We start from the raw sequence: 20,241 nt of genomic DNA, 5'->3' as shown, positions 1-20,241 counted from the left end.
ACGGATGTCGCCGGCGCCCGCGCAACGGGCCTCTGCGGACGATGCCAGGTGGGTCTTTCGTCTGCCCATTTTTGCGATAAATGTGAAGATTAATCAAGGCGTTGGGCCGCTCGCCGTCCTGAAAAAAGTTTTTGGGTATAATGCGACCCATGCGCAGAAAATTTGCGCTGCCACAAGGCGATGCGTCCCTATAAAAGGTACGCCGCTCGCCGTTCAAGTAAGGGCTGTCGGAATGCCGACGGCCATCCAGTATCGATGCGTTCGATGCACACGTCTTGCCCAGCCAGGCGCCGCGCGCCTGCTACGGACTTAACTTCCGTGACGCTGGGTGGGGCCTACGCCGCCGTTCCTGTGCGTTGAGTTGCGCGCGCAAGAACGTGATTGCCACGTTCAGTTGGCGGCATGTGGGGTCTGGTCAGGCTGCCGGGGACAGGTTGCGCCAGACGTGAAAATTAACCGTGCGGTAGCGGCTGAGTGAGTCGCATCCGGGCTTTGACGTACTGCGCTTATCGGCGCGGCGCGTTGTCGTCCCTACCGCCGGAGTCGCAAGCAACATGCCCTGCCTTGACGGGCAACGCGACTCGACACTGTGATTGCACGTCTTATGAAAACTCGGCTAACCCGTGGTCTGGGGACTCTTTTTGCCTTTTTTGTACTGGCCGGCTGTGCCACGCCTCCGGGCGCGACCGACACGTCTGCAAATGACACGCCGCGCAGCACAAAAAATGTGCGTCTGAGCTCGTTCGGCCCACAATCGTTCGGCAGCGCACCGGCTTCGAGCCCGAGCGCAGCCAGCACGCCGCTGGCCGATGCGCAGCCTCTGACCGACGACGGCGTCGATGCGTCTGACTTCCGTCAGACCGGTCGCGCGTCGTGGTATGGGCGCTTCTTCCATGGTCGCCGCACCGCCAACGGCGAGCGCTACGACATGCACGCGCTGACGGCTGCGCACCGCACGCTGCCGCTCGGCTCGTACGTGCGCGTGACCAACCCGGCCAACTCGCGCTCGGTGGTCGTGCGCATCAACGACCGTGGTCCGTACGCACGTGGCCGCGTGATCGATCTGTCGATGGCGGCGGCGTCCGCGCTCGACATGCGCCATAGCGGCACCGCCAAGGTCAAGATCGAAGGGCTCACGCAGCAGGAAGCGCGCGCCGAGATGAACGAGACGCTGGCGTCGAACTCGGGTTCGGACGCGAGCAAGTGAGGTAAATGGCGGGAAGGGCGGTGAGCTTGCTGTGAGCAGTTAGCCGTCGCGCCGGGCAGTTGAATAGCCGGCGGCGGAGTCGGGTAATCCGCTCCGCCACGTCCAGCAGCTTGCGCCAGGTTTCAGGCCGGCGAGTTGCGTTTGCCGGAACCGATTTGCAAAAAGAAGGGCCGCTTCATGCGGCCCTTCTTTTTTTTCCGTGCGCCTCGAACGTCAGGCGTCGGACTTGTCTTCCTTCAGTGCCAGCGCGCGCGAGTACAACGCGTTGCGCGATGCGCCCGTCAACGACGCCGCGACCTTTGCCGCGCCGCTCACCGATAACTCTTCCAGCAGCATGCCGAGCAGCGCGTCGTGATCGTGTTCGCCCGCGGCTTGCGGCGTCGCGCCTTCGACCACCAGCACGAATTCGCCGCGCTGCCGGTTCGCGTCGGCGGCGAGCCACGTTGGCCCTTCGGCCAGGGTGCCCTGGTGCAGCGCTTCATGTAACTTCGTCAGTTCCCGCGCGATCAGCAGACGGCGCGCACCGCCGAACGCGTCGGCGAGCGCCTGCACGGTCTCGACGATCCGATGCGGCGCTTCGTAGAACACCATCGCATGCGGATGTTGCGCGAGCGCCTGCAACGCGCTGGCACGTGCTTTCGGTTTCGGCGGCAGGAAACCGAGGAACGAGAACGTCGCGACCCAGTCGCCGGCCGCGCTCAGCGCGGTCGCGAGTGCGCTGGCGCCGGGCAGCGGGACCACCGCGAAGCCGGCCTCGCGCACCGCGTCGACGAGCTTCGCACCCGGATCGGAAATGCCGGGCGTGCCTGCGTCGGACACGTAAGCGACGCGCTCGCCGGCCTGCAGATACTCGATCACGCGTTGCGCCGCCGTGCGCTCGTTGTGCTGGTGCACGGCGACGAGCGGCTTCGAGATGCCGTAGCGCGCGAGCAATTGGCCGGTGTTGCGGGTGTCTTCGGCGGCGATGCGGTCGGCGAGTCCGAGCACATGCAGCGCGCGCAGCGTGATGTCGGCGATGTTGCCGATCGGCGTGGCCACCACATACAGCGCGGCGGCGGGGTACTGCTGTCCTTGCGCGAGTTCGGAGAGAGGAGTCATGAAACGGAAGACGCAAACAGACGGAATGAGGCCGACATTGTGCCACGCGGGATCGAGGGAATCGGGCGATGCGGGGCAGGCGCGGCGGCCCGCGAAGATGTCGGCGAAGATGCCCGCGAAAGCGGCCACGTGCGCGGCAACGGCGGTGCGAAAAAACGCGTCGGATGCCGTGGCGAAGGCAGCGGGAGTGCGGTTCGCCACTCCATGCTCGGTCCCGGATGCAACTGCATGCGCTGCCGCGAGTGAAATGGCGCGCGCTGCCATGTGCAAAACTGCGCGCGCTGCCGCGAGCACAACTGCACGCACAGCGACTCGCATCCCCGCACGCACCACGGCGGCCGGACCCGCCGCGAAAGCCACGCCCCCGGCACCCCACAACTTTTCCGCGGCCCACCGGTCCAAATCCGTCGGCGCGGCGTTCGAAGCGCGTGCGCAGGAATTTCTGCAGCGTCAGCGTCTGCGCTTCGTCGCGCGCAACGTGTCATGCCGGGGCGGCGAGATCGATCTCGTGATGCGCGATCGCGACGGCGCGCTGGTGTTCGTCGAAGTGCGCGCGCGAGCGCAGCGATATTACGGCGGCGCGGCGGCGAGCGTCGGTTGGCAGAAGCAGCAGCGCATCGTGCGCGCGGCGCGGCACTATCTCGCGACGCTGGCCACGAAGCGCGACCCGCGTGACTCGCACGAAGAGCCCGCGTGCCGTTTCGACGTGATCGCGTTCGACGGCGGCCGGCTCGTGTGGCTGCGCGATGCGTTTCGCGCCGACGAAGTCTGACGGCGCGGGCGGGCAACGCGCGTGAGTGCGATAAACTTGCGCACGCGTGCTGCGCTCGCCATCAAGCGTCATACGCGAAACGACGCACGAAGCTGCGCGTTTCACGAGGTTTTTCGCGCTCCGCGTGCGGCGTTGTCCGCTTGGTCGATCGGCGGCGCACAACGGCAGCATGACGTTACAACACGGCCGCACAGTGCGGTCCCCAAACGGTAAAACCAAGCGGTAGAAGATAGAGACTCGATGTCAGTCGAACGTATTCAACAACACTTCCGCGACAGCGCGGAAGTCAAACTCGCAGCCCTGGAAACACTCTCGATGCCGATCGCCGCCGCGATCGACACGATGTTCGCCGCGCTGGCCAACGGCAATCGCATCCTCGCATGCGGCAACGGCGGTTCGGCCGCCGACGCGCAGCATTTCGCCGCCGAACTGATCGGCCGTTTCGAGCGCGAGCGGCCGGGCTTGCCGGCCATCGCCTTGAGCACCGACACGTCGGTGCTGACCGCGATCGCCAACGATTACTCGTTTGAACAGATTTACGCGAAGCAGGTCTGGGCGCTCGGCCAGCCGGGCGACGTGCTGCTCGCGATCACGACCTCGGGCAACTCCGCGAACGTGCTCGCCGCGATCGAAGCCGCGCACGAGCGCGAGATGATCGTCGTCGCGCTGACCGGCAAGGGCGGCGGTCGCGCGCAGGACGTGTTGAGCGATACCGATATCCACGTGTGCGTGCCGTCCGATCGCACCGCGCGTATTCAGGAAGTACACCTGCTGACCATCCATTGCCTGTGCGACGGCATCGATGCCATGTTGCTCGGCGAAGACTGAGACTGATTTCGAAGGAGAGCTAGTTGATGAGCGTATTCCGCGTCAAGAAGACACTGGTGAGAACCGTGCTCGTGGTGGGGTTCGCGGCGGGGCTGTCGGCCACGCTGCAAGGTTGCTTTCTCGCTGTTGCGGGTGCGGCGGGTGGCGGCGCGCTGATGGCGACCGACCGTCGCACGCTCGGCGCGCAGACCGAGGATCGCGAGATTCAGGTGAAGGCGTTGTCGCAGATCAGCCAGAATCTGCCGGACTCCGCGCACGTGAATGTCGCGGTGTTCAATCGTCGCGTGCTGCTGACCGGCGAGGTTGCGGGCGATGCGTCGAAGCAGCGTGCCGAGAGCGTCGTGCGTGGTCTGAACAACGTGAATACGATCGTCAACGAACTGGCGATCATGCCGGCGAGCTCGTTCTCGTCGCGCACCAACGACACCTATCTCGAGACGCGCGTGAAGACCGCGCTGATCGCCGAGAAGAACATTTCGGCGAACAACTTCAAGGTGGTGGCCGAGCGCGGCAACGTGTATCTGATGGGCCTCGTGACGATGGACGAAGGCAATCGCGGCGCTGACGTCGCGAGCCGCGTGCCGGGCGTCGTGCAGGTCGTGAAGGTGTTCCAGTACATCCAGCCGCAGGAAGCCGCGGCCGCTGCGGCCGCAGCGGGGACGGCGCCGGTGGCCGCGTCGCAGCCCGACGCGAGCGAGCCGACGGTGGGCGCGATTCCCGATTCGGGCGTGAGCTCGAAACCGCTCGAGCAGCAGGCGCCGGCGCCGGTCAATTCGTCGACGGCGGTGCGTCCGGGTAACCCGAAGGCGCCGCAGTGATGCGGGCTGTCGTTCGTTCTCGTTCGGTAAGGCGCGCGAGCGTTGCGCTTGCGCTGGGATTGGGTGCGCTGACGGGCGTCATGGCAGCGTCGGCGCAGGCGGGCGAGGTGCCGCACGGCCAGCGCGTCGCGTTTGCGAATGCGTGCATGGGTTGTCACGCGGTGGATCGCAAACTGGTCGGGCCGTCGTTCCAGCAGGTCGCCGCGAAATACAAGGGCGACGCGCAGGCGCCGGCGAAACTCGCGCGCAAGGTGAAGGACGGCGGCGCCGGCGTGTGGGGCATGATTCCGATGCCGGCCCATCAGTCGATGAGCGATGCGGACGTCCGCGCGGTGGTCGATTGGGTGCTCGCGGGCGCGCCGTCGAAGTGAGGTTTTCCCCGAGATCCCTCGCATGGCAAAACAAAAAATGGCTGTGCTAGAATGATTTTCGTGTCGGGGGGGTAGCTCAGCTGGGAGAGCGTCGCGTTCGCAATGCGAAGGTCGGGAGTTCGATCCTCCTCCTCTCCACCAATAGAATCAAGGGCTTAGCCGATGGCTAGGCCCTTTTTCTTTGGTAGATTCGATTTATTGCGCCAATTTTGCGCCACTCGGGCTGTCGAAGCCTTGGACGCAACTCTTGAGGAGCAGTGAATGGCATCTATCACCCGTCGAGGAGATCTCCAGTGGCAGGCCCGTGTTCGCCGCAAGGGCTACCCCGTGCAGATCAAGACGTTCAACACGCGAGCTGATGCGGAGGCTTGGGCTCGACAGATTGAGTCCGAGATTGACCGTGGGGTCTTCGTCAGTCGAGCCGAGGCAGAGTCCACGACGCTTGCCGAGGCGCTCGACCGTTACGACCGAGAGATCGCGTCGAACAAAAAGGGGTACGCCCAAGAGGCCTCGTTGCTGCGGACTTGGAAGAATGCCGCCATTGCTCCAAGGTCGATGGCTTCAATTCGCAGTTCCGACATCGCTAAGCTGCGAGACGACTGGCTCAAGCAGGCGAATCCTCTTCTGAAGCCGGCCACGGTGCTGCGCCGTCTGGCGGTGCTTTCGCACGTTTTTAGTATCGCCCGCAAGGAATGGGGCATGGAGAGCTTGCTCAACCCCGTAGAGAACGTCCGCAAACCGCCTGCGAACAATGCACGAACTCGTCGCGTGGCTGTCGCCGAGCCTGACATGGAATCCGGTCGGCAAGCAACGGATGGCGAACTGGAACGCGTCGTCGCGGCCAGTAACTCCGAAGTTCTGCCGGGGATCATCTGGCTGGCGGTGGAAACGGCGATGCGCCGTGGAGAGATCGTTGATCTTCGATGGGAACATGTCGACTTGCGCCGAAGGGTCGCCCACCTTCCTCAAACAAAGAATGGCAATTCGAGAGATGTTCCGTTGTCGACTCGGGCAATTGGCGTGCTCAAGGCACAGCGAAAAGCTGCCAAGGAGGGCATAGGTGACGGGAGGGTGTTTCCCGTTCGTGGAGACGCAGTTACTCGCGCCTTCGAGCGGGCAGTGGAGCGTGCGCGGTCCGCATATGAGGCGGAATGTGGTGCGAACGGCAAGCTGCCGAGTAAGAGCTACCTCGTGGATCTGCGCTTCCACGATTTGCGGCACGAAGCGACCTCGCGGCTGGCTTCGATTTTCCCCATGCATGATTTGGCGAAAATCACTGGTCATCGAGATCCGCGCATGCTGATGCGCTACTACCATCCGCTGGCCGAAGATCTGGCGAAGAAGCTTCAATAGCTGAAGTCAACTGTAACCGCGGCTGAATAGTTGCTCTCTTTTTCTCTCAGCGAGGTCGCAACGTCGGGGCCGGTCAGGGCTTTTAAACGAAACTTTTCTCCTATAGAATCCCGGTAAGCGAAACTGCCATTGGAGGCCGCATGGCTCATCCCTCGACTGACTCGATCCCGGATCTTCTGCTGCGCAATGTGCCGCGGGAGCTCGTTATGGCAATTGAAGATGCACTTTCCGCCGGAGCTCAACGCGCTTTCGCAGCAGCGAAGGGGATGGCCGACGGGCATCTTCCGCATGCCGTCGGGCAACTGCGGCACTTTCATATGAACGAGTCGTTTCATCGGGCTCTTGAGGTGGGTGGCGCGTCCCCGACGCCGATTCGTGGAAATGGGGTCGTGAGCGGGCGCTCGGGCGTTTTTTCGCTTGCCCGATTCAACATCCCCGAAGGTTTCTGGATCAACGGTCGCCGCAGCCATACGCGCCGGCAAATGTCGGCCGCCAATAGGGCCATCGAGCCGCTGGTTCAACCCGAACTGTTTGATGAGTACTCGGCACCGTCCGACGCGGTGGCATTTTTCGTTGCGTGCTTTTCCGGATCGCTTCACGTTAAGCCGGATGCGCCGCTGTCTATTCAAATTGCGGTCCCGGATCGGCACATGCGCGGCTGGTTGTTTAGGGAATCCGTTGATGCTTTCCTCCAGCGCTACGAGGACAAGCCGGCCGTGCAGGACGATCTGGCCAAGCCGAAGCTCAAGAAGATCAAGAAGCAGGGCAACGAAGGTACGGCGTCATGAGTCGCGGTGGTGTTCAGGCGTTTCACAATGAACGTCTCAGTCAGGTTCTGGCAGCTCGGCGGTTGAGTCAAGCCCAGCTCGCGTCGCTGGTCGGGGTGTCACCTGCAACAGTAAGCAAATGGCGCTCGGGGATTCAAGCGCCGGAGCGTGACACTTTGGAGCGGCTGGCAAGCGTCGTTAACGTGACTCCTGAGTGGTTCACGAGAGCACCTTCTGCGAGAGTGTCTCCCCCATTGTTTCGCAGCAACGCATCCGCACATGTCGCTGCGCGAGCAATGTTGGAGGCGCGTGTCGAATGGGCTCAGGATGTGGCGTTCGCGTTGTCGGAGTTCGTGGACTATCCCGAAGTGAATTTGCCCGTCAGGCACTTCAAGGAGCCGGATGAGGTCACGCCGGACGAGATTGAGTCTGCGGCGATCGAGTGCCGGGACCTATGGCGCATCGGGCGAACTGCCGTGCCGGATCTCGCGCTCGCAATTGAAGGTGCTGGCGTCATCTTGATCAGGGAGGAAACCGGCATTGCGCAGATTGAGGGTCTTTCGACGTGGAGCGAGGTACTTGGGCGGCCGCTCGTGCTGTTGTCAGCCGATAAGGATAACGGCTACCGCAGCCGCTTTGATCTCGCGCACGAGCTCGGCCATTTGATTTTGCACCGGCATATCCCGCGATCAACGGAACGAGAGCGTCACAAGCAGCTGGAGGCGCAAGCCCATCGTTTTGCTGGCGCATTTTTGCTGCCTGCTGAAACGTTTGCCAATGAAGTTCGTACGCCCGTCACATTGGACGATCTGCTGTTGTTGAAGAGACGGTGGGGCGTTTCCGTTGCTGCGATCATAATGCGTCTGCGTGCGTTGAAGATACTGGATGAAGATGCTGCTCAACTGCTCTTCAAACGGCGCTCTGCAAGATGGGGGGCTAAGTCAGAGCCGGGGGATGGTGATCGTGCGCCGGAGCGGCCTCGCTTGCTACGCCGTACCATTGATCTGTTGGTTGAGGAAAACGTACTGCCGCTCGATGCAATTCCCCGCCATATTGGTTTGGCGGCATATGACATCGAGATGCTGGCCGGTCTACCTGAGGGGTACTTCCAGGGTAGGCCGAACGTAGTTCACATGGCTCGGTTGCGGTCGGCGATAGGCAATTCCCCAGCCCAGGTGCTGACAGAGGGCAGTACCGTTTTGCCGTTTAGATCTCCCAGAAAGTAGCGAGTGGCTGTCGGCGGCGTTGGCGGAATATGAGTGCTAGGGGACTCGTATAACGCCGACGCCGACGCCGTTGCAGATGCAGGCTTCTAAAACGCAGATGGGCCGGTAGCGAGGAAGAAGTGAATCATGCATCGCGGATGTATATGGGGCGAGTTACCTAGGGCGCGATTGACGGCGCTCTCTTTCGCCAATACGTATGGCTTCATCGCGTGCAATGGCGGCGTCATGCTTCCGTTGTGCGCGTATGTTGCGCCCCACTTGTATTGCTCCGGCGCCGAGTAAAACTAGAATGGCCCCGCCGACGAACGGTACGGGAAAGTTGCCCGCAATTTTGCCGTTCATGTCCATGAGTTCTGGCCAGACGCCGGCGCCGGGTAGCTGCCCAGCGAGACCACCCAAGCGATAGACGAACGATGGCGTAGACGGATTATCCGGTGGTGTGGCTAGCATCGCTGCGAGTAACGTAAATCCGACATACATCACCACGTATCCAAGCAGTTGCCAGCCCCATGCGGAGCGTTTAATAGGCTCGTTCATCGTTCTCCCTTCACATTGTTTGATATCGGACGTAGGGCATACGGCAAAGCCGTCACGCTGTATTGGGCCGGCTACCGCTCGGGCTGCGCCGGGCATCGCTGATGCGGCTTCAGAATACATCAGATGAAATGGTCGGCCAATCAGGTCGATATGGTCCGAAGGAGTCGTATAGAGGTGGCCGCGCAAATTCGGACAGTCAGATAAGTGGTTTGGCCGGAGCCTGAGCCAGCGATAATGCTGGCAAAGGAACGGAGGAAATGACGAAGAGAACCCGACGGACGCACTCAGCGGCGTTCAAAGCAAAGGTGGCGTTGGACGCGGTCAAAGGCGAGCGGACGCCGGCCGCACTGGCGCAGCAGTTCGATGTGCATCCGAACCAGATCACGGAATGGAAGCGGCAGTTGCAGGAGCGCGCGGCAGACGTGTTTGGTGCGGCAGGGGCGCCGCCAAGCGAGCCGCCGGGAGCCCGGCCACATGGTCGATAGTCATACCGGATCACTAACATCCGACACACTGAAACGCAGCGCCGCCGTAGCGGGCATCAATGGCATAAAGTGTATTAGCCGGTACTCGACCAGTCAGGCAATGTCAGCAGAGATATCGTCCGTTCCCGACCAAGGGAATGATTCTCCGAGACGAGTCGAACCTCAAGCCTGTGCCTCTGGCGCACCGCTTCGCGGCTTCGGGCTTGACCTTCTCATCGCCTCGATACGACAGCTATCAAGTCGGGAATGACGAGATGAACCGACACTGTCTGTCGAGTCAAATGCTGCTGTCTACACATAAAGCCCTGTGCCCGCTGACGACAGCGCATGGCGGTTCTACGACTTCATCTGCTCCTGCAAATCCTTACAAGTCGCCGATTTCTGCTCATCGTATTCCTTGGAATTACTGGCCTTCATCTGCTGGAACCCAGTCACGGTTTTCGCAGCACTCTTCCACCCCGTATCCCAGTCCGCCGCGAAGTTCGAATCCTGGCCGAACTTCTTGCTCGCCGAGTTCTTGTAACCCGACACCGTCGACGCATCGACGCCGCAAACCTCCGAGGCGACGCGCGCATTGTTCGCGGCCAACATAACCGCCGACTTCATCATCTTCTGCATCGCGTCCTGATTCTGCGCATTCGCGCCGCTCGCGCCCAACGCGAGACAGGCGACGCTCAACAACAGAGTGGACAGTTTGAGCAATGCGTTTCGGCGGGTCTTCATTGATGGGGGGCCTTGAATGGGTTGAAGTAAAGCAATCGGAGGCGGCTTAGTGCAGCGCGCTGACCGTCTGTGACGTCGGCTTCCCGTTGGTGGTCATGTCCTGACGCATGACAAGACCCGTTGCCGGACAGAAGTGATCGACAACGTGCATCTGCGTATTCAGGTCGATGGTGCGGCTCATCATCTTCACATTGTCGGCGCGCATGCTGCGCTCATATGTAACAGGCCAGCACGCAAACTTGCCGGCCGGTGTCTGCAGTTGCTCCTGCTTGCCGACCTGCTTGTCGCTCGTCGTCGTGACGAACTTCTGCGCGGCCAGCGTGCCGATCGCCGGCCCCATGTTGGCGAGCTTGCCCGACATCGAGCCTTCGCTGCTGCTACCCGGGATACGCTGCCCATCGCTGGTGATTTCGCCGACGTAGCTCAGCACGCCGACCGTCTGCGACGACATTGAAGCGCCGAACGTGCCCGCGCCCGCCTGGCTGTTCATCGACCCCGCGACGGCTTCCGTCTGCGCTCGCACCTTGCCGTCGGCAATCTCGAACCGGAGGTTCGATTCGCTCCGCACCGGCTGGCCGCCCATCGACACGTTCATCACCGCGCGGATCTGGCCGTTACAGTTGTTACCGTCGCGTTTCGAAAACTGGACCACGGTGAATACCGTCGTGCGCTGGCTCGGCAACGACGTCGTGGTGAAACCGCCGCCCTGATGCATCCACGGTGCATCGCACGCGACTTCGGCACGCGCCTGCGAGACGCCTGCCGCGCACGCGGCAGCAACCGCGATCATGAGCGCGCGCCGCAACGGCGAAGCAGCCTCGCGCACGCTGATTGCAACCGGATGATTCCTGCTGCTATTCATCGTTCTTCTCCAACTGTTATGGGTGAGGCCTGATCGTCAGGACCGCCGCCGCGCGCGGCAAGTTCAATCTAGCGATACTCGGTGAGCGTCATGTGTACCGCGCGAGGCTCTGGTTCGGCAATATCGTGCCAGGGCGCACCACGTGCCTTGAATGCAGCGTAGCGCGACAGCACGCGTGGAACGTACGCCTGCGTTTCGGCGAACGGAGGGATACCTCCGTAGCTGCGTACGTTGGCTTCGCCTGCGTTGTAGGCCGCCAGAGCATAAGACAGATTGCCTGAAAATTGCCGCAGCATCTGGTCGAGATACAGCGTGCCTGCCGCGACGTTCTGCACCGGATCATAGACGTCGGACACGCCGAGGCCCTGCGCGGTGGCCGGCATCAATTGCATCAGCCCCTGGGCGCCCGCGGGCGACACCGCGCGACGGTTGAAGCCCGACTCGACGTCGATGACCGCCGCAACCAACGCGGGATCGACACCCACGGCATGCGATACGTTGCGGATGAGCGGTTCCATCGTCGCGTAGTTGCAATCGGCACAGGCGCTCACGCGCGGCCGGGACGGGCGAGTGGACAGCTCGCGTGCCGCGCTATTGAGCACGACGCCATGCGCGCGCGGTGTGTCGAAAGCGGCATCGGCATCAGCGTTGGAATTAGCGCCAAAGCCTGCACCAGCGTGAGCGCCTGTGTCAGCGCCGACGCTGCCCTGCAGTGCTGGTCGTTCCGCTGGCGCGACACCGGAGCGCGTCGCAACCGCACTGCGCTCCGGCGTCGCGCCAAGCACCCGCACGCGGCTGTCACGTGCCGGCAGCGTATGTCCGCCGATCACATACATCACGCCGCCGATCACATACATCACGCCGCCGGTCGCCCACACCGGCACCGACGCCATCGTCTCGCCCCAGCCCCGACACGCCTGCGGCACGCCAGCCGTCGGCCTGGCTGCCAATCGTTCCATCAATGTCCTCGCTCGCCTGTTCAAGCGCGCGTCGCCAAGGTCAAGGTCGGTAAATTCGGTTTCCGTCCAGCACGGTGTGTCCAGGGCCAAGGCGTTCACGCAAAAAGCGAGGGGAAACGCGATGCGCCGAAAGTTTACAAGCCCGGTCTATCTCATTGCTCGAAGACGGTTTGTTCCGGCCTACGGTTGCGGAGGGCAGACTTGTGTATAAGACGATGCTGATAAGGTGATTTGCTCTTCTTCATGCTGTGATTTTATCCGGTTACGGTCGCAAGTTGACAGAACCCGCGCCCACCCCTTCATAAAACCGTACGGATCATGCCATTCTTGTTAAACATTTCTATAACTTCCAGGTTGATATTTAACGTTATTTAGAAAATGGGAATCTGGAGGGGTATAGACTTTAGTCCTAGGATTTATGTCTCAATGCTTGCGAAAAAACCTGCATGCTTTTGAAGCACGTTTCGAAATGAAAATCCAGTGCATTGAGCCAGCAGATTGGAAGTTAACGTGTTGATGTTGGGCAGGCCATGTGAGGGAATTGTCTTGCCCATGAAATACGTGTCTGTGTTCGACGAAATGGAAAGCCTGATTTTGGTGAAACGGGCCTCGAATAATCGGAATCGGGGTGGTTGTACCGGTGCGAAAGAGTTCGGTTTTTGGGCGCACGGATACGGCTCCCAGATTAAGGGCCGGTTAGGCAGTTGATTGGCGCCGAGTGCTGCTAAGTATTGCGAGAAAACAGATTTCATTTCGCCGCACCTATTTGCCGCGTGCTCGGAAGAGCCGTCCGATGGAAATTGAATTGCGTTTTCTCGCAACACTTAATGCTAAACGGCGCGCGTCCAACATAGCCGCATGGCGTGTGATGCACTGGCGTGGATTCAGGCGTTTGAAATTTCGTGTCGGCCGCTCTTCACCCCTCCAGGTCAAGCACGAAATGCTCGATGACTTGTTCTGTCAGTAACTCAGAAATCGGTCCATTCGAATAGAGTCTGCGCCAATCCAGGGTGCAAATCTCTGTTCGGGAGATTTGGCAGCGAAATATATTAAATATATATTTAATTAAATATTTGACGTCTAAAAAATATAAAGGATTGGCGTGAATAAATCATTTCTCTCTATCTGGAGTGACGCGCTTGGCAGTTGGGTCGCTGTTGCGGAAACAACCCGGGCGCGCGGCAAGCGCTCGGGTGGCGTTGTCGCGGCAACTGGGAACGATGCGCGGCTTCCGGTACGGCAGCAGCGCCGCATCGTTACCGCGCTGGGGTTCGCGATCGCGGCCATGTCAGCAGGGACAGCGTATGCGGCTACCTGCGGCGGCACCTACACAGTCAGCCAGACATGTACGGTTGCCTCATTCAGTCCGGCTGCAAATAACAACATGGCGGGAACGACGACAGTCACCGGTGGTGCAACGGTGCAGATGAACGGTACCTGGACAGGTACCACGGGGAGTAGTGGCTACACTCTTGTACCGCTCAACACGGTATCCATTATTTCGGGTAATCCGAACCAGACTGATCTGAGCATTGGAGGGGAAACGCAAGGTGTTACCACTCCCAATCCGGTAACCGGCAGCAATACGGTCGTCGCAGCTTACAATTCGAACAATTTTTCTGCCTCAAACTGGGGGACAACGAATGTTCCAGTCTACCAGAATGTTAATGGTAACCAATATACCAATGCGGGGACCTCGACCCCCGGCGGCCTGGTAGGTACCGTAACCGGTGGCACGCTGGCCGTCGACATTGGTAATTCAGGAAGTTCGCCATCGGCCACCGGCAACGCAATTGCAATGGCCGGCAAAAGTCTCGACCTGGTCTACGCCAATGGTACGGGAACCACGCCGAGTGTCGTGAATTGGGATTCTGATAATCAGATTAGATTTGATTCCTCGGTGGCGCCTAGTGGCGGTGCACCTGCCACTGCTACCATTCAGGTCCCCACTTACGGTGGAACCTTCACGGCATTCAATGGCAGCTCATGGACAGTGACCGATGCGGCCTCGCTTGCGGCGTATAACAATTTCCTGATCCAGTCGCTCCAGAGTGGAGCGTTGAGTTCTCAGGCGGCTTATAACGTAGCATTCAACCAGGCGGTCAGTTTCACAACTGAGACTGTGCAGTATAACTCCACCAGCAATGTCACTTCAGGCGATCTGGTCACCGCTCCGGCCGGGACGACAACGGCCATGCACGGAAGTGGCGCAAACGCCACGCTTAATATTCAATCCGGCGGCGAGATCGACTTTCGCGGTAGTTATGCTGTTCTGGCACAGAACAGCGCCAGTTTTAATAACTACGGGCAACTTTCCGGTGACTTCACGCTAGTCGGTCTCCAGAGTGGCGCCCAGGGTGTCAACAATGGCGTGATATCGTCCGGGTACAATTCGGGTACTGATTTCAATACCGGCACATCTGCCCAGCCCAGCAATTTCGGTTTTAATGCCTATACCGAAGGCGATGGTGTGGCTGCCAGCGGAACGGGTACGAGCTTTGTCAATAAAGGCATCATGAACGTGGCTGCCTGGAATTTGACCAATACCAACACGGCCCAGCAAAATTACGCCGTTTACGTATCGGGTAACGCGGTTGCTTCAAATGCCGGCATTATCAATGTTGGGGTCAACGCTGATAATGCCGCAACTCAGGCGATCGGCGGCCTGGTAGGTTCTGGGGGAATTTTTACCAATATCGCGGGCGGCACGATCTATATCGGGCGGGCGGCCCAGTATGACGTCGCTTCGCCGGAATCCGTACCTGATGTGGCGCTTGGCGTCACGTCTTATGGCATTCTCCTGGGCAGTTCCGGGAGCTCCGGGACGGCGAACAATGCCGGCAATATCATTATTGGTAGCCAGACGCAAAATGCCACTGGCATGGCCAGTATCAGCTCCGCTGCCGGCAGTATCCTGAACAATAGCGGCGCCATCACCATCAACGGTGCGGCTTCGGGAGTACCCCTGGCGAATATCGGCATGCTGGCCAGCAACACCGCTGCAACCGTGACCAATACCGGCACGATTACGCTGAACGGCATCAATGGCATCGGTATCGAGGTGTTTGGGACGGGCTCGACACCGACAGCCGTGACCTCGACGGGTACGATCAATGTCGCGGGTGGCGCGGATCCGGGCACGGGAACGCGTAACTATGGGGTCTGGGCGCAGGGCTCAAAGGCCACCGCCACGATCAACGGCGGCCTCAACCTGACCGGTACCGGCGCGATCGGCGTTTTTGCCAGCGCTGGGGCTACTGTTAACGTCGGCGCCAGTGCACTTCCGGGCTTCAGCACCGGCACCAACCAGATCGGTTTTTTCACCTATGGCGCGGGCTCCACGATCAACGTTGCCGCCCAGAATCTTACCGTCGGCACAGCCGGCTCGACCCTGTTCCGTGTCGCGGGCGGAGCGGCCTATACAGGCTCCTCGTCCGCCGGTACGATGACCCTGAATATCGATGGCCAGGGCGCGCAGGGAGTGGTTGCAACTGACGCAGGCACCGCCCTCTCTACTGGTAATTCGGTCTACAACGTCAACGGAGCGAACGGCATCGCCATCATGGATGAGGGCGGCGCAGCAGGCACCATCAATGCAGCAACCACCATCAATCTGAATGCAGCGGGCGCCATCGCGGGTGTCGTGGACGGACAGGCCTACGACCTGACCAATACCGCAACCGGCACGCCGACTGCGACCACGCTGACCAACAACGCGGCCGTGACGTCGGCGACAGCCGGGGTGACCGGTTTCGTCGCCCAGAACCTTGGCACTCTCGCCAATAACAGCGCCATTACGTTGACCGGTGCGGGTTCCACCGGTGTCGTTGTGGGCCCGCAGGGTACAGTCAACAATACCTCCACGATCAAGGTGTCCGACGGTACCGGCGCACTGGTTCAGGGCGCGACGGCAACCTTGACCAACACGGGCACCATTGAAGCCGATAGCGGCACTGCGGCCATTCATCTGACCGGGGCTGGTGCGTCGGTCACGCTGTCGGGTGGAGGAGCCGAAATTGCTGGTGGGACCGCAGATGGCGTCCTGATCGATGCGACCGATTCGGGCGGAGGCGTCAGCGCGGGCGCGACTTCAATCACGGTGAACGGCTCCGGGCAAGGTATCAGCAATCTGGGGGCGAATTCGACCATCACCCTGGCTGGTACCAGGATCGACACGAGCGCAGACTCCAGCGACGGCGTGTCATCGACGGGTACCGGGGCAACGATCTCGGCTGATCCGGCAACGACCATCAGTACCGTGGGCAATAATGCAATCGGCCTGTTTGTCTCAGGCGCTGGCTCGACGGTAACGAATTCCAGCGCTACCGTCACGACGTCCGGCCAGAACGCTGTCGGCATTCAGATGAGCAGCGGCGCGAGCGGGACGCTCTCGGGAGGTCAGGTAGCCACCACCGGTCTGAGCGCACATGGGATAGAAGCAACAGGCTCCGGCTCGTCGATCACATCGACCGGTGGCACGGTCGTCAATACAACGGGCGTCAGCGCGATCGGCGCATACGCGACCAGCGGCGGCTCGCTGACACTGACGGATGCGCAGATCTCGACCACTGGCGCGAACGCCACGGGCGTCCAGGCCGATATCGGCACCGGTACCCAGGGTGGTACCGCCACCTTGTCCGGCGGGTCGGTGACAACTGGAGCTGCGTCGGCCGACGGTCTTCTGGCTAGTGGCGCAACCTCGACGATCAAGGCGGGCAATGCGTTGACGGTGAGCACCTCCGGAACCTCCGCCAACGGCGTCATGGCTTCCAGCGGTGGTGCGGCCACGCTCGCGTCCGTCGTCGTCAAGACAACGGGCGACGGCTCGGACGGCGTGCAGGCAACAGGCGCCGGTTCGTCGATCACATCGACCAGTGGTACGGTCGTCAATACAACGGGCGTCAGCGCGATCGGCGCATACGCGACCAGCGGCGGCTCGCTGACACTGACGGATGCGCAGATCTCGACCACTGGCGCGAACGCCACGGGCGTCCAGGCCGATATCGGCACCGGTACCCAGGGTGGTACCGCTACCCTGTCCGGCGGGTCGGTGACAACTGGAGCTGCGTCGGCCGACGGTCTTCTGGCTAGTGGCGCAACCTCGACGATCAAGGCGGGCAATGCGTTGACGGTGAGCACCTCCGGAACCTCCGCCAACGGCGTCATGGCTTCCAGCGGTGGTGCGGCCACGCTCGCGTCCGTCGTCGTCAAGACAACGGGTGACGGCTCGGACGGCGTGCAGGCAACAGGCGCCGGTTCGTCGATCACATCGACCAGTGGTACGGTCGTCAATACAGCGGGCGTCAGCGCGATCGGCGCATACGCGACCAGCGGCGGCTCGCTGACACTGACGGATGCGCAGATCTCGACCACTGGCGCGAACGCCACGGGCGTCCAGGCCGATATCGGCACCGGTACCCAGGGTGGTACCGCTACCCTGTCCGGCGGGTCGGTGACAACTGGAGCTGCGTCGGCCGACGGTCTTCTGGCTAGTGGCGCAACCTCGACGATCAAGGCGGGCAATGCGTTGACGGTGAGCACCTCCGGAACCTCCGCCAACGGCGTCATGGCTTCCAGCGGTGGTGCGGCCACGCTCGCGTCCGTCGTCGTCAAGACAACGGGCGACGGCTCGGACGGTGTGCAGGCAACAGGCGCCGGTTCGTCGATCACATCGACCAGTGGTACGGTCGTCAATACAGCGGGCGCCAGAGCGATCGGCGCATACGCGACCAGCGGCGGCTCGCTGACACTGACGGATGCGCAGATCTCGACCACTGGCGCGAACGCCACGGGCGTCCAGGCCGATATCGGCACCGGTACCCAGGGTGGTACCGCCACCTTGTCCGGCGGGTCGGTGACGACTGGAGCTGCGTCGGCCGACGGTCTTCTGGCTAGTGGCGCAACCTCGACGATCAAGGCGGGCAATGCGCTGGCGGTGACCACTTCCGGCACGTCCGCCAACGGTGTTATGGCTTCGGACGGCGGTGCAGCCACGCTTGCATCCGTCGTCGTCAGGACAACGGGCGCAGAGGCTGACGGCCTGGTCGCACAAAACGGCGGCAGTGTGACCGACACGAGCTCGTCCATCAACAGCGCCGCAGCCAACGGCGCGACAGCTGATAGCGGTGGCATATTGACGTTGAATGTCACGACCCTGAAAGGAACAACGTCGGGCATCGTCACCTCGGACACGCTCGCGAATGGGGCAACCAATACCGTGACCGTCACCGGCGGCAGTGTTACTTCCACCACGGGGCCGGCTTTCCTGGCGAATGGCGGCACGGCCGATATCACGGTCCAGAACGGCACGACGGTCACGGCGGGCAATGGCACGCTACTGAACCTGACGAACGGCAGCAATGTGACGTTCACCGCTTCAGGTGAAAACCTGACCGGCAACATCTTTTCGGACGCGGCCAGTGCTGGCGACATCTTCCTGACGAACCATACGACGCTCACTGGCTACATCGATCCGGTCGCGATGACGATCGACAACACGAGTACCTGGAATGTGACCGCCAGTTCCACGTTGAGCAGTCTGAACAATGCGGGCAATGTGGCCTTCGTTGCCCCGACAGGTGACCCGTCGCTGGCGGGTAGCTATAAAACTGTGACGACGGGCAGCTACGTCGGTAACGGCGGAACAATTGCGCTGAACACCTACCTTGGTACCGACACCTCACCAACGGATCAACTCCTTGTGAGCGGTGGCAGTGCCAGCGGTACGACAGCGCTGAAGATTACCAATACGACGGGTTCCGGTGCGCAGACCACCAGCGACGGGATTCCGGTTGTCGTGGCCGCCAATGGCGCCTCGACAACCACCTCGGCGTTCCATCTTGCGGGACCCGTGCAGGCAGGCGCGTACGAATACCTGCTGTATCGCGGCGGGCAGAGCAACGCGGATAGCTGGTATTTGCGCTCGGACCTGACTTCGGGGGCGACTACGCCTCCCTCCGGATCGGCTGGTGCGACGCCGACACCGGCCCAACCCGCCGCGACTGCACCAGTCGCGTACCGGCCGGGTGTGGTGGGCTACACGATGACGCCATCGCTGAATGCCGACTATGGCTTTTCTACGCTGGGCACGTTGCACGAACGGGTCGGCGACATCGCGAATGTCGAAAAGAAACAGACGGGCAATCACGACGGTGTATGGGGACGCATCGGCGGGCAAAGCCTGGACGCGAACGCCGACAGCCGTTTCGCTGCCGACGAGAAAACATTCTTCGCGCAGTTCGGCAAGGACTGGACGCTTGACGGGGCGGCTAGCGGCGGCAGCACGCATGCCGGCGCGACGGTCACCATCGGGACGGCGGACGCGAGTTTCAGCGATGCGGCGCGAAGCATCAATCCGACGCTATCGACCTCGACGGGCTCGGTGGAGATGCATGCGCAGAGTCTCGGTGGTTACTGGACCCGCTATCTGCCCGACGGTACCTACTTCGACAGCGTCGGGCAACTGACGCATTACAACAATCAATATAGCGACGTCTACGGTAGCGCGGCTTCGCAAAACGGTTTCGGATTCGCGTTGTCCCAGGAGGTTGGCAAGCCATTCTACCTGGGCAGCAGCGCGGTCGCGATTGAGCCGCAGGCGCAACTGATGTACCAGTACCTGAAGCTCAACGGATTCGAGGACAACATCTCGGCGGTTTCCGGCACCGCTACCAACGCGCTACGCGGCCGCCTCGGCGTGCGCGTGTTCAGTGCCAATATGGACAACGACACGCACACCAGCGCGGCGACGCCTTATTTCACGGCCGATGTGCTGCACGATTTTTTTGCGCCGGGCCAGACGTCGATCGGTGGTGCTTCCTTTGATTCTGGCCTTGGCCGCACCTGGTATCAACTAGGCGTAGGGGTGACCACGAATTTCGGGAAATCGGGGGAGTTCTATGCGGACGTGAAGTACACGCGCAATCTGGGTGGGCAGTACCGGCAGGGCGTCGCCGCTCACGCGGGCTATCGCTATAGCTGGTAACGGACTGAGTGATCGCTCCGACATGGCTACTCGAACGTGTCAGGCGGTCGCCTCACAGAATCACAAAGGACACCACCCATGAAATCTTACCGTGAGCTTCTCGCCCAGCGTGCGCAACTTGATCATGAACCGCACCGGATTTTGTGGAGGCTCCAACTCTTGAGAGAATGGAGCCATGAACAAGAAGGCAACCAAGTTTTCCCCGGAGGTTCGCGAGCGTGCAGTACGTTTAGTGCGCGAGCAGCGTAGCG

The 20,241-nt window shown here is 61.4% G+C and carries 14 protein-coding genes, 1 tRNA gene and 2 pseudogenes; 11 read left to right on the top strand and 6 right to left on the bottom strand.

All coding sequences use genetic code 11. The annotated features are described in order from the left end of the window. Positions 1 to 604 precede the first annotated feature (604 nt). Entirely contained in the window at positions 605 to 1,207 is a 603-nt protein-coding gene (locus HHL14_RS21315) for a septal ring lytic transglycosylase RlpA family protein (RefSeq protein ID WP_169499601.1), read from the top strand. Positions 1,208 to 1,420: 213 nt separating this feature from the next. Here the strand turns inward: HHL14_RS21315 and rsmI are convergent, their stop codons facing one another. Further along, positions 1,421 to 2,305 (bottom strand): 16S rRNA (cytidine(1402)-2'-O)-methyltransferase, encoded by an 885-nt coding sequence (gene rsmI, locus HHL14_RS21310; protein WP_169499741.1) that lies wholly within the window; start codon positions 2,303 to 2,305, stop codon positions 1,421 to 1,423. 262 nt (positions 2,306 to 2,567) lie between these two features. Between rsmI and HHL14_RS21305 the strand changes: the two genes are divergently transcribed. The 8 genes from HHL14_RS21305 to HHL14_RS21270 all read left to right on the top strand — a co-directional run bounded on the left by HHL14_RS21305 (position 2,568) and on the right by HHL14_RS21270 (position 8,440). Continuing rightward, on the top strand, positions 2,568 to 3,077 hold the full coding sequence (locus HHL14_RS21305; protein ID WP_169499600.1) for a YraN family protein: 510 nt from the start codon (positions 2,568 to 2,570) through the stop codon (positions 3,075 to 3,077). Between the two features lie 240 nt (positions 3,078 to 3,317). Further along, on the top strand, positions 3,318 to 3,905 hold the full coding sequence (locus tag HHL14_RS21300) for a phosphoheptose isomerase (protein WP_169499599.1): 588 nt from the start codon (positions 3,318 to 3,320) through the stop codon (positions 3,903 to 3,905). A 26-nt stretch (positions 3,906 to 3,931) separates the two neighbouring features. Continuing rightward, positions 3,932 to 4,723 (top strand): BON domain-containing protein, encoded by a 792-nt coding sequence (locus HHL14_RS21295; RefSeq protein WP_169499598.1) that lies wholly within the window; start codon positions 3,932 to 3,934, stop codon positions 4,721 to 4,723. Between the two features lie 80 nt (positions 4,724 to 4,803). Continuing rightward, positions 4,804 to 5,094, top strand: a complete 291-nt coding sequence (locus HHL14_RS21290; protein ID WP_230413149.1) for a c-type cytochrome — start codon at positions 4,804 to 4,806, stop codon at positions 5,092 to 5,094. Positions 5,095 to 5,159: 65 nt separating this feature from the next. Further along, positions 5,160 to 5,235, top strand: a tRNA-Ala gene (locus HHL14_RS21285). Positions 5,236 to 5,355: 120 nt separating this feature from the next. Further along, positions 5,356 to 6,447, top strand: a complete 1,092-nt coding sequence (locus HHL14_RS21280) for an integrase (protein ID WP_169499596.1) — start codon at positions 5,356 to 5,358, stop codon at positions 6,445 to 6,447. Between the two features lie 140 nt (positions 6,448 to 6,587). Further along, a complete protein-coding gene (locus HHL14_RS21275; protein ID WP_169499595.1) occupies positions 6,588 to 7,235 on the top strand; it encodes an alpha/beta hydrolase in 648 nt (215 codons plus the stop codon). Next, positions 7,232 to 8,440, top strand: coding sequence for an XRE family transcriptional regulator (locus tag HHL14_RS21270; RefSeq protein WP_169499594.1), 1,209 nt, complete (start codon positions 7,232 to 7,234; stop codon positions 8,438 to 8,440). The genes HHL14_RS21275 and HHL14_RS21270 overlap by 4 nt, the downstream gene beginning before the upstream one ends. Before the next feature lie 153 nt (positions 8,441 to 8,593). Here HHL14_RS21270 and HHL14_RS21265 read toward each other — a convergent pair whose 3' ends face one another. After that, a complete protein-coding gene (locus tag HHL14_RS21265) occupies positions 8,594 to 8,977 on the bottom strand; it encodes a hypothetical protein (RefSeq protein ID WP_144241896.1) in 384 nt (127 codons plus the stop codon). A gap of 257 nt (positions 8,978 to 9,234) precedes the next feature. On the opposite strand from HHL14_RS21265, the pseudogene HHL14_RS21260 reads away from it, so the two are divergent. Continuing rightward, a pseudogene (locus HHL14_RS21260) lies at positions 9,235 to 9,417 on the top strand (transposase); the annotation flags it as partial. 381 nt (positions 9,418 to 9,798) lie between these two features. Here the strand turns inward: HHL14_RS21260 and HHL14_RS21255 are convergent. The 4 genes and pseudogenes from HHL14_RS21255 to HHL14_RS33290 form a co-directional block, all read right to left on the bottom strand. Further along, positions 9,799 to 10,185 (bottom strand): hypothetical protein, encoded by a 387-nt coding sequence (locus tag HHL14_RS21255; protein WP_169499593.1) that lies wholly within the window; start codon positions 10,183 to 10,185, stop codon positions 9,799 to 9,801. Between the two features lie 46 nt (positions 10,186 to 10,231). Continuing rightward, positions 10,232 to 11,047: a TapB family protein gene (locus HHL14_RS21250; protein WP_169499592.1), complete on the bottom strand. Its 816-nt coding sequence runs from the start codon at positions 11,045 to 11,047 to the stop codon at positions 10,232 to 10,234. 68 nt (positions 11,048 to 11,115) lie between these two features. Continuing rightward, the gene (locus HHL14_RS33990; protein ID WP_407945298.1) at positions 11,116 to 11,883 is read right to left on the bottom strand and encodes a lytic transglycosylase domain-containing protein; all 768 of its coding nucleotides are present in this window, start codon (positions 11,881 to 11,883) and stop codon (positions 11,116 to 11,118) included. A gap of 48 nt (positions 11,884 to 11,931) precedes the next feature. Next, positions 11,932 to 12,096, bottom strand: a pseudogene (locus HHL14_RS33290) (IS4/Tn5 family transposase DNA-binding protein); the annotation flags it as partial. A 1,012-nt stretch (positions 12,097 to 13,108) separates the two neighbouring features. Here HHL14_RS33290 and HHL14_RS21240 point away from each other — a divergent pair. Continuing rightward, on the top strand, positions 13,109 to 19,990 hold the full coding sequence (locus HHL14_RS21240) for an autotransporter outer membrane beta-barrel domain-containing protein (RefSeq protein WP_169499590.1): 6,882 nt from the start codon (positions 13,109 to 13,111) through the stop codon (positions 19,988 to 19,990). Positions 19,991 to 20,241: the final 251 nt, after the last annotated feature.

The sequence above is a fragment of the Paraburkholderia antibiotica genome, from assembly GCF_012927125.1.
GTDB lineage: Bacteria > Pseudomonadota > Gammaproteobacteria > Burkholderiales > Burkholderiaceae > Paraburkholderia > Paraburkholderia antibiotica.
The sequence above is the reverse complement of the archived record's forward strand: the minus strand, read 5'-3'. Positions and strand labels throughout refer to the sequence as shown.

Coding starts and splice junctions, on each gene's coding strand:
- HHL14_RS21315 (WP_169499601.1), top strand. CDS start 605: ATGAAAACTCGGCTAACCCGTGGTCTGGGGACTCTTTTTGCCTTTTTT.
- rsmI (WP_169499741.1), bottom strand. CDS start 2,305: ATGACTCCTCTCTCCGAACTCGCGCAAGGACAGCAGTACCCCGCCGCC.
- HHL14_RS21305 (WP_169499600.1), top strand. CDS start 2,568: ATGTGCAAAACTGCGCGCGCTGCCGCGAGCACAACTGCACGCACAGCG.
- HHL14_RS21300 (WP_169499599.1), top strand. CDS start 3,318: ATGTCAGTCGAACGTATTCAACAACACTTCCGCGACAGCGCGGAAGTC.
- HHL14_RS21295 (WP_169499598.1), top strand. CDS start 3,932: ATGAGCGTATTCCGCGTCAAGAAGACACTGGTGAGAACCGTGCTCGTG.
- HHL14_RS21290 (WP_230413149.1), top strand. CDS start 4,804: ATGGCAGCGTCGGCGCAGGCGGGCGAGGTGCCGCACGGCCAGCGCGTC.
- HHL14_RS21280 (WP_169499596.1), top strand. CDS start 5,356: ATGGCATCTATCACCCGTCGAGGAGATCTCCAGTGGCAGGCCCGTGTT.
- HHL14_RS21275 (WP_169499595.1), top strand. CDS start 6,588: ATGGCTCATCCCTCGACTGACTCGATCCCGGATCTTCTGCTGCGCAAT.
- HHL14_RS21270 (WP_169499594.1), top strand. CDS start 7,232: ATGAGTCGCGGTGGTGTTCAGGCGTTTCACAATGAACGTCTCAGTCAG.
- HHL14_RS21265 (WP_144241896.1), bottom strand. CDS start 8,977: ATGAACGAGCCTATTAAACGCTCCGCATGGGGCTGGCAACTGCTTGGA.
- HHL14_RS21255 (WP_169499593.1), bottom strand. CDS start 10,185: ATGAAGACCCGCCGAAACGCATTGCTCAAACTGTCCACTCTGTTGTTG.
- HHL14_RS21250 (WP_169499592.1), bottom strand. CDS start 11,047: ATGAATAGCAGCAGGAATCATCCGGTTGCAATCAGCGTGCGCGAGGCT.
- HHL14_RS33990 (WP_407945298.1), bottom strand. CDS start 11,883: ATGTATGTGATCGGCGGACATACGCTGCCGGCACGTGACAGCCGCGTG.